The following is a 7,816-nucleotide window of genomic DNA, read 5'->3' on the forward strand; positions in this document are numbered from 1 at the left end:
TCCAGGTAGGGGTTCCTGAGCGATGGCGGAAACCTAGGTGTGAATCACCACACCAGTCCAGGCGGTTGAGCAAGACTTAGGGTCTCAACTCTGTCACAGGGTGGCGACACTTATCGGGGAGGCTCCACGGTGCGGGTGCTGTTGGTCGAGGACGACGACCGCGTGGCAGAAGCGCTGGTGCCGGCGCTGACGCGACGCGGTTTCACAGTAGACCGGCAGGCCACCGGTCGGGGGACACTCGACCGGCTGGCGGGCATCGACGTGGTGCTGCTGGACCTGGGCCTGCCCGATGTGGACGGTGTCACGCTCTGCCGGCACATCCGGGCGGCCAGCGACGTGGCGATCATCGTCGTCTCGGCGCGCGGCGAGATCGACGACCGCATCCTCGGCCTGCACGCCGGGGCGGACGACTACCTGGTCAAACCCTACGACGTGGGCGAGCTGGTCGCCCGCGTGCACGCGGTGCGGCGGCGGCGCGGCGACCCGGTCGGCGTCGGCGGCACGGGCACCGAGGTGTTCGAGGTGGCCGACGTGCGGGTCGACCTGGCCCGGCACGAGGTCACCGTGGCGGGTGAACCCGTGGCGTTGTCGCGCAAGGAGTTCCAGGTGTTGGCCCTGGTCATGGCCGCGGGTGGCGCGGTGTGCACCCGGGAGCGCATCCTGGCCGAGGTGTGGGGACGCACCTGGGCGGGGGCCAACCGGACCCTGGACGTGCACGTGGCGACGCTGCGGACCAAGCTCGGGCGTCCATCCTTGTTGGAGACGGTGCGCGGGGTCGGGTACCGGTTGAGCGGGGGCTGAGTGCGGTCGCGGCTGCTGGGCATCGTGTTGACGCTGGTCGTGCTGGTGCTGGTCGGCATGGGCGTCCCGCTGGGGCGGGGCGTGGCGCAGACCGAGCAGCAGGAGATGTTCCTGGACCGGCTCACCGACACCAAGCGGTTCGCGTCGGTGGCGCAGCGGCCGTTCATCGACGACCAGCCGCAGGTGCTGGAGGCCGAGCTGCGCCGCTACCACGAGCTGTACGGCGTCCGGGTGGCCCTGCTGGGCCGGGACGGGCGGGTGGTGGCGTCCTCGGGCGACGTGGACGTGTCGCCGCCCGAGGTGGCCGACCTGGTGCGGGGCGCGCTGGCGGGCCGGCAGCCGGTCGCGCCCGAGCTGGTCATGCCGTGGGAGTCGACCGAGCTGGTGCTCGCCGAGCCCGTGCTGGAGGCCGGGGAGGTGCGGGGCGCCGTAGTCACGTTCTCGCCGACCACCAAGACGCGGTCCGAGGTGCTGGTGTGGTGGACGGTGCTGCTGGGGTCGAGCCTGCTGGTGCTCGCGGCCGGAGTGTTCGTGGCGCTGCCGCTGGTCCGGTGGACGCTGCGGCCCGTGCGGCGGCTGGACGACGCGACCGGGCGGCTGCTGTCCGCGGTGGTGTCCGGGCAGCCGGTGCAGCCGGTCGGCTCCTCGGACGGCCCGCCGGAGCTGCGGCAGCTGTCCCGGTCGTTCGACCAGATGGCGGCGAACGTGGGCGACGTGCTCGCGGCGCAGCGCGCGTTCGTCGCGGACGCGTCGCACCAGCTGCGCAACCCGTTGACCGCGCTGAAACTCCGACTGTCCAATTTGGAGGACCACGTCGTCGGCGAGGGCGCCGCGCACCAGGCCGCCGCGCTGGACGAGGCCAACCGGCTCAACCGCATCCTCGACGAGCTGCTGTCGATGGCGCGGGCGGGCGCGCCCTCGGTGGACCCGGTGCCGGTGGACGTCGACCGGACGGTGGCGGGGCGGCTGTCGGCGTGGCAGCCCGCCGCCGCGGCCCGTGACGTGCACCTGGTGCTGGACGGCGAGCCGGGCGGCACGGCCCTGGTGCCGCCGCGCGGCGTCGAGACCGTGCTGGACGCGCTGCTCGACAACGCGCTGAAGTTCACCTCCGACGGCACGCTGGTGCGCGTCGACGTCCGCCGGCGGGACGGCGTCGTCCGGCTCTCGGTGCAGGACGAGGGGCCGGGCCTCGCGCCCGACGAGCTGGACCGCGCCACGGACCGGTTCTGGCGCAGCCCGGCGCACCAGAACGTGCAGGGCTCGGGCCTGGGGCTCGCGCTCGTGCGGCAGATCGTGGAACGGGTCGACGGCTCGGTCCGGCTGGAGTCGCCCGAGGAGGGCGGTTTGCGAGTGGTCGTCGAGTTCCCCGCCGCGTGACGGCCGCCGGGTGACGGGTAACGGGTGACGGGTGACGGGTGACGGCCGCCGCGTGCCGGGTGACGGCGGCTCGTGACGGGCGGCTCGTGACGCGTGAGACGGCCGGCTCGCGACCTAGACCTTCACGTCGCGGTAGTAGCGCATCGCGCCGGGGTGCAGCTCGATCGGTGTCGTCTCGATCGCCGACCGGACCTCTATCGACCGGGCCACCGGGCTCGCCTCCACCAGCCGCGGCTGCGCCTGGAACAGGCCCCGCACCAGCGCCTCCGCCACGTCGTCCGGCATCGTGTCGTTGACCAGCAGGAAGTTGCGCACGACGAGCGTGACGACGGGGCCGCCCTCGAGCTGGTACGCCGACGCGGGCAGGGTCGCCGAGCCGTACACCGGGTACGCCTGGCGCAGCTTCGGCAGCACGTCGCCCAGGTCGAGCATCCGCAGCTTCACCGTCGTGGCGAGCGTGGTGACCGCGTCCGTCGGCACGCCCCCGGACCAGAAGAAGGCGTCCAGCCCGCCGTTGCGCATGGCGTCCGCGCTGGTCGGCAGGTCCAGGTACTCGACCGCGAGGTCCTCCCCCGGCGACATGCCCGCCGAGGTCAGGAGCCGTTCCGCGATCAGCCGCACGCCCGAGTCGCGCGCGCCGACGCTCACCCGCAGGCCCTTCAGCTCGGACAGCTTGGTCGCGGGCAGGTCGGCCCGCACCACCAGCTGGAGGTAGTCGTCGTGCATCCGGGCCAGCGCGAACAGCTTGTGCCCTGTGCTGCGCTTCTGCGCCTCCTCCGCCGCGTCGGCGGCCGAGAACCCGACCTGCGCCTGGTTGGCCCGCAGCCGGTCGAGGTTGTCCACCGACCCCGCCGTGTTCGCCACCTGCGGCCGCGGGATGCCGGGCTCCCGCGTCCACGCGTCCGCCAGCGCCATGCTCAACTTGTGGTAGACCCCGCCGGGGCTGCCGGCCGCCATGGTCAACTTCACGTGGTCAAGGTCGTCGCCGCACGCGGTCAACGACAGGGTGGCCAGGGCCAAGGCGGCCCCGACCGCGTGCAAGCGCAGCAGCGTTCCCGACACCTGCGCATCGTCGCACGTCCAAGCACTACCCTGGACCCGACGGAAGGACTAGGTGCAGTGACTCGCAGTTACCAGATCCGCACGTTCGGCTGCCAGATGAACGTGCACGACTCCGAGCGCCTGGCCGGCATGTTGGAGGACGCGGGCTACACGCCCGCCGAGGGCGACGTGGCGCCGGACGTGGTGGTCTTCAACACGTGCGCCGTCCGCGAGAACGCCGACAACAAGCTCTACGGCACGCTCGGCCACCTCGCGCCCGCCAAGTCCGCGAACCCCGACATGCAGATCGCCGTCGGCGGCTGCCTCGCCCAGAAGGACCAGGGCGAGATCGTCAAGCGCGCGCCGTGGGTGGACGTCGTCTTCGGCACCCACAACATCGGCTCGCTGCCCGTGCTGCTCGAACGCGCCCGGCACAACCGCGAGGCCCAGGTCGAGATCCTCGACTCGCTGGAGACCTTCCCGTCCACGCTGCCCGCCCGCCGCGACTCGGCCTACTCGGGCTGGGTGTCGGTGTCGGTCGGCTGCAACAACACGTGCACGTTCTGCATCGTCCCGTCGCTGCGCGGCAAGGAGAAGGACCGCCGCCCCGGCGAGGTGCTGGCCGAGGTGCGGGCGCTGGTCGACGAGGGCGTGCTGGAGGTGACGCTGCTCGGGCAGAACGTCAACTCCTACGGCGTCGAGTTCGGCGACCGGTTCGCGTTCGGCAAGCTGCTGCGCGCCACCGGCGGCATCGAGGGGCTGGAGCGGGTCCGCTTCACGTCGCCGCACCCGAAGGACTTCACCTCCGACGTGATCGCCGCGATGGCGGAGACGCCCGCGGTGTGCCACCAGCTGCACATGCCGCTGCAGTCGGGCTCGGACCGCGTGCTGAAGGAGATGCGCCGCTCGTACCGGACCGCGAAGTACCTGTCCATCCTGGACGAGGTGCGCGCGGCCATGCCGGACGCGGCCATCACCACGGACATCATCGTCGGCTTCCCCGGTGAGACCGAGGAGGACTTCCAGGCCACGTTGGACGTCGTCCGCGAGGCCCGGTTCTCCTCCGCGTTCACCTTCCAGTACTCCAAGCGGCCCGGCACGCCGGCCGCCGAGCTGCCCGGCCAGCTGCCCAAGGCGGTCGTGCAGGAGCGGTACGACCGGCTGGTCGCGCTGGTCAACGAGGTGGCCTACGAGCTGAACCTGGAGCAGGTCGGCCGCACGGTGGAGCTGCTGGTCGCCTCCGGGGAGGGCCGCAAGGACGCCGAGACGCACCGGATGACCGGCCGCGCCCGCGACGGCCGCCTGGTGCACTTCACGCCCGGCGACGCGCACGTGCGCCCCGGCGACGTGGTGGAGACCGTGGTGACGTACGCGGCGCCGCACAACCTGATCGCGGACGGCCCGCTGCTGTCGCACCGCCGCACCAAGGCGGGTGACCGGTCCGAGGCCGGGCTGAAGCCGAAGACGCCGGGCGTGACGCTGGGGCTGCCGTCGTTCGGCAAGCCCGCGCCGCTGCCCGCGGCCGTCGGCGGGTGCTCCGTCGGATGACCGGACGACGGTGGACTGCGAGCGGACGCCGATGAGCGGGCGGACGCCGATGAACGAGGAACCGGACGACGTGGCGGCGCTGCGCGAGGAGATCGACGACGTCGGCCGTTCGGCGGCCAAGCGCATCGACCCCGGCGCGGGCGCGTTGACGATCGCGGTGGCGGCCCTGGCGATCCTGGTGTCGCTGATCCTGCCGTGGGTGGACGGCGCCGTCGGGCTGACCGTGCTGTTCGGCGACGCCCCGGCGTTGCCGAAGGTGTTCGCCTTCCTCGCGGTGGGCGCCGGGGTGCTGCTGCCCGCGGTGACGCTCGCCGTGCGGCGGTGGGCGTTGGCGTGGGTGTGCGCGCTGGCGTCGTTCGCGGGGTCGGTGGCGGGCGTGCTGTCGATCTGGACCACGCAGACCACGACCGGCCACCACCCCGGTCCCGGTCCGGGCCTCGGCCTGGTCTTGGCCGTGGTCGCGGTCGTCGTGCTGCTCGTGAAGTGGCTGAGGCTCGCCGCGTCCCGGCCGCCCATGCAGTGAGTCGGAGCCGACGATGTCCGACCAGGCGCCCAAACCCCCGGTGTTCGACAACGCCGAGCTGCGGACGGTGCGGCTGACGCTGCGGCGGCCGGTGGCGTGCGACGTCGTCGCCGTGCACCTCATCCACCGCGACCCGCTGGCCCACGCGCACAACCCGTCGGACGCGCTGGACACGCACGAGCAGGCCGCCTGCCTGCTGGAGCGGTGGATGGAGCACTGGCGCGGCTTCGGCTTCGGCTACTGGGTGGTGCGCCCGCTCGGCTCCGAGCACCCGCTCGGGTTCTGCGGGGTGAAGTTCACCGAGCTGGACGGCCGGCGCGCGCTCAACCTGTTCTACCGGTTCGGCCCGGCGTCCTGGGGCCGCGGCATCGCGAGCGAGGCGGCGCGCGAGGTGGTGCGGTGGGCGCGCGAGAACCTGCCCGAGCACCCGGTCGTGGCCAGGGTGCGGCCGGCGAACACCGCGTCGCAGCGGGTGGCAATCAATGCCGGCCTGACCCGCGCCGCGCACCTCGACCGGCCCGGCGAGGACGGCCCGGACCTGCTGTTCACAGCGGGCTGGGCCCCTCCACCACCGGCGGAGGGGCCCGTCACCCACTAGCGGCCCGCGACCGCGGACGGCCGGCGGCCGCTAGCGGCTCGCGACCGCCTGCTCGGCGGCGGCCAGCCACTCGCGCCACTGCTTGGCCTGGGCCTCGGCCTGCTCGGCCCGGCGCTTGTCGCCCGCCGAACGCGCCTTCGCGGCCTGCGCCTCGAACTGCTCGACCCGCTCGCGGAACTGGGCCACGCGGGCCTCGGCCTCCGGGTCGGACTTGCGCCACTGGGCGTCGACCGCGCCGCGGACCCGCTCCTCGATCGCGCGGAGCTTGCCCTCCAGCTCGCGGACCCGCTCGCGCGGCACCTTGCCGATCGCGTCCCACCGCTCCTGGATCTTGTACAGCTGCTGGCGGGCAGCCTCCAGGTCCAGCGACGGGTCGATCCGCTCGGCTTCGGCGAGCAGCTCCTCCTTCAGCTTCGCGTTGGCCGCGAACTCGGCGTCACGCTCGCTGAACGCCTCGGAGCGCTTGGCGAAGAACGCGTCCTGGGCGGCGCGGAACCGCTGCCACAACGCGTCGTCGGCCTCCTTGGGCGCACGCCCGGCGGCCTTCCACTCGACCATCAGCTCCTTGTACCGGCCGGCCGTGGGGCCCCAGTCGTCGGAGTCGATGAGCTTCTCGGCCTCTTCGACCAGCTCCTGCTTGCGGTTCTTGGCCACGCCGCGCTGCCGGTCGAGGTCCGCGAAGTGCGAGCCGCGCCTGCGGTTGAACGCGTCGCGCGCCTTGGAGAACCGCCGCCACAGCTGCTCGTCGGTCTTGCGGTCGACCCCGCGGATGGTCTTCCACTCGTCGAGGATCTGCCGCAGGCGGTCGCCGGCCGCCTTCCACTGCGTCGACTCGTTGGCCAGGACCTCGGCCTCCTCGACCAGCTCCTGCTTGCGCGCCCCCGCCGCCGCGCGGGCCTCGTCCTTGGCGGCCTTGGCGGCCTCCATGCCCTCCTCCGCCTTGACCAGCACGTACTCGACGCGTGCGGCCAGGGCGGCGAGGTCACCGACCACCGCCGCGTCGGCCAGGCTCTCCTGGACGTGCTTCGCGCTGGTCAGGGCGTGCTTCGGGTCGCCCGCGCCGGAGGACAGCCGCGTCACCAGCAGCTCGACCTCGGTGCGGATGTCGTCGAACCGGCGCGCGAAGTGCGCCAGGCCCTCGGCGGGCTCGCCCGCCTGCCAGGAACCGACGACCCGCTCGCCGTCGGCCGTCTTGACGTAGACGGTGCCGTCCGCGTCCACGCGCCCCCAGCGGTCAGGGTGGTCCGACGCCACGGGGACCGGCGGTGGCGCCGCGACGGGCGTCGCTTCCACCTTGGTCTCCTCGACCACCGCCCCCGCACCACTGTCGCCAGTGGTTCCCGGTGTCGTCTCGTGCTCCGTCATCGCCGGCTTCCTCCTCGCCTGCCCACTTCGTGGTGCCCGTGCCGACCACGGGCGCCCCGCCTACGACGGGGCCCAGCACCCGAGTACCGCGACGCTCCCGAGAGTGCCCAGTACCTCGCGCGCATTCAAACAGGTCAAGGCTCGCATCGGTACCGGTGGTGGCCGATGAGTAGCGTTGACTGCCATGATCTCGCGCTTGGCGGTCGTGCCGCACCCCCCGTTGCTGGTGCCCGAACTGGTCACCGGGGCCGGGTCGGACACCGAGCCGGTGCGCTCGGCGTGCCTGGCCGCCGCACGGGACCTCGCCGCGTGCTCCGCGGAGTGGGTGGCGGTCGGCGTCGACCCGTCCGGGCCTCGGGTGGTCGAGGACGCGGCGGGCACGTTCCGCGGCTTCGGGGTGGACGTCCCGGTGTCGCTGTCGGAGGGCGCGACCACCGCGGACGACGAGCTGCCGCTCCCGGCGCTGGTCGCGGCGTGGCTGCGGGAACGCGCCGGCGCGCGGAGCGTGCGCGTGCACCTCGTGCCGCCGGACATGCCCGCGGCGGACTGCGTCGCGCTGGAGA

General features: G+C 73.2%; 7 protein-coding genes and 1 pseudogene. 6 read left to right on the top strand and 2 right to left on the bottom strand.

Features of this window, described 5'->3' with window-relative positions:
- Positions 1-129 precede the first annotated feature (129 nt).
- The gene (locus ACFQ3T_RS04145; RefSeq protein WP_380719912.1) at positions 130-801 is read left to right on the top strand and encodes a response regulator transcription factor; all 672 of its coding nucleotides are present in this window, start codon (positions 130-132) and stop codon (positions 799-801) included.
- Entirely contained in the window at positions 802-2,178 is a 1,377-nt protein-coding gene (locus ACFQ3T_RS04150; RefSeq protein WP_380719913.1) for a HAMP domain-containing sensor histidine kinase, read from the top strand. It abuts the gene before it with no gap.
- 114 nt (positions 2,179-2,292) lie between these two features.
- Here ACFQ3T_RS04150 and ACFQ3T_RS04155 read toward each other — a convergent pair whose 3' ends face one another.
- The gene (locus ACFQ3T_RS04155; protein WP_380719915.1) at positions 2,293-3,240 is read right to left on the bottom strand and encodes a TAXI family TRAP transporter solute-binding subunit; all 948 of its coding nucleotides are present in this window, start codon (positions 3,238-3,240) and stop codon (positions 2,293-2,295) included.
- A gap of 57 nt (positions 3,241-3,297) precedes the next feature.
- On the opposite strand from ACFQ3T_RS04155, the gene miaB reads away from it, so the two are divergent.
- Genes miaB through ACFQ3T_RS04170 form a run of 3 tightly spaced genes read left to right on the top strand, consistent with a single transcriptional unit; the run spans position 3,298 to position 5,888 of the window.
- Positions 3,298-4,767, top strand: coding sequence for a tRNA (N6-isopentenyl adenosine(37)-C2)-methylthiotransferase MiaB (gene miaB, locus ACFQ3T_RS04160; protein ID WP_380719916.1), 1,470 nt, complete (start codon positions 3,298-3,300; stop codon positions 4,765-4,767).
- A gap of 49 nt (positions 4,768-4,816) precedes the next feature.
- Entirely contained in the window at positions 4,817-5,290 is a 474-nt protein-coding gene (locus ACFQ3T_RS04165) for an Rv2732c family membrane protein (protein ID WP_380719917.1), read from the top strand.
- Between the two features lie 13 nt (positions 5,291-5,303).
- The gene (locus ACFQ3T_RS04170; RefSeq protein WP_380719918.1) at positions 5,304-5,888 is read left to right on the top strand and encodes a GNAT family N-acetyltransferase; all 585 of its coding nucleotides are present in this window, start codon (positions 5,304-5,306) and stop codon (positions 5,886-5,888) included.
- 30 nt (positions 5,889-5,918) lie between these two features.
- Here the strand turns inward: ACFQ3T_RS04170 and ACFQ3T_RS04175 are convergent, their stop codons facing one another.
- Positions 5,919-7,253, bottom strand: coding sequence for a DUF349 domain-containing protein (locus ACFQ3T_RS04175; protein ID WP_380719921.1), 1,335 nt, complete (start codon positions 7,251-7,253; stop codon positions 5,919-5,921).
- A 184-nt stretch (positions 7,254-7,437) separates the two neighbouring features.
- On the opposite strand from ACFQ3T_RS04175, the pseudogene ACFQ3T_RS04180 reads away from it, so the two are divergent.
- A pseudogene (locus ACFQ3T_RS04180) lies at positions 7,438-7,816 on the top strand (hypothetical protein); the annotation flags it as partial.

The organism is Saccharothrix hoggarensis, assembly GCF_042678885.1.
GTDB classification, from domain to species: Bacteria; Actinomycetota; Actinomycetes; order Mycobacteriales; family Pseudonocardiaceae; genus Actinosynnema; species Actinosynnema hoggarensis.